General features: G+C 50.0%; 1 pseudogene. It reads right to left on the bottom strand.

The annotated features are described in order from the left end of the window. Positions 1 to 222, bottom strand: a pseudogene (locus EXE44_RS21295) (site-specific integrase); the annotation flags it as partial.

Raw genomic sequence — 222 nt, 5'->3', positions numbered from 1 at the left:
AGTGAACTGGAATTGTATGAGTTTCCGTGACGAGTCAACCAGAGCGCGTCAGAGTCGTCATACTCGTCGTGGTATTCTCGTTCATCCAGCCACCGCTCAAGGGCGCTTCCCGTTCGTTCAGTAATACTGACTGTCCAGTTGTCCTCGTTCTTTGAAGACTCGTCTTTCGGGATCCGGAGAACGTTATTCTTGATATCAACCCATTGGATTCGCGCTCTTTCG

Origin of the sequence: Halorubrum sp. SS7, assembly GCF_005435055.1 — an archaeon.
In the GTDB taxonomy this organism is placed as follows: Archaea; Halobacteriota; Halobacteria; order Halobacteriales; family Haloferacaceae; genus Halorubrum; species Halorubrum salinarum.
This window is presented reverse-complemented; position numbering and strand designations above follow the sequence as displayed.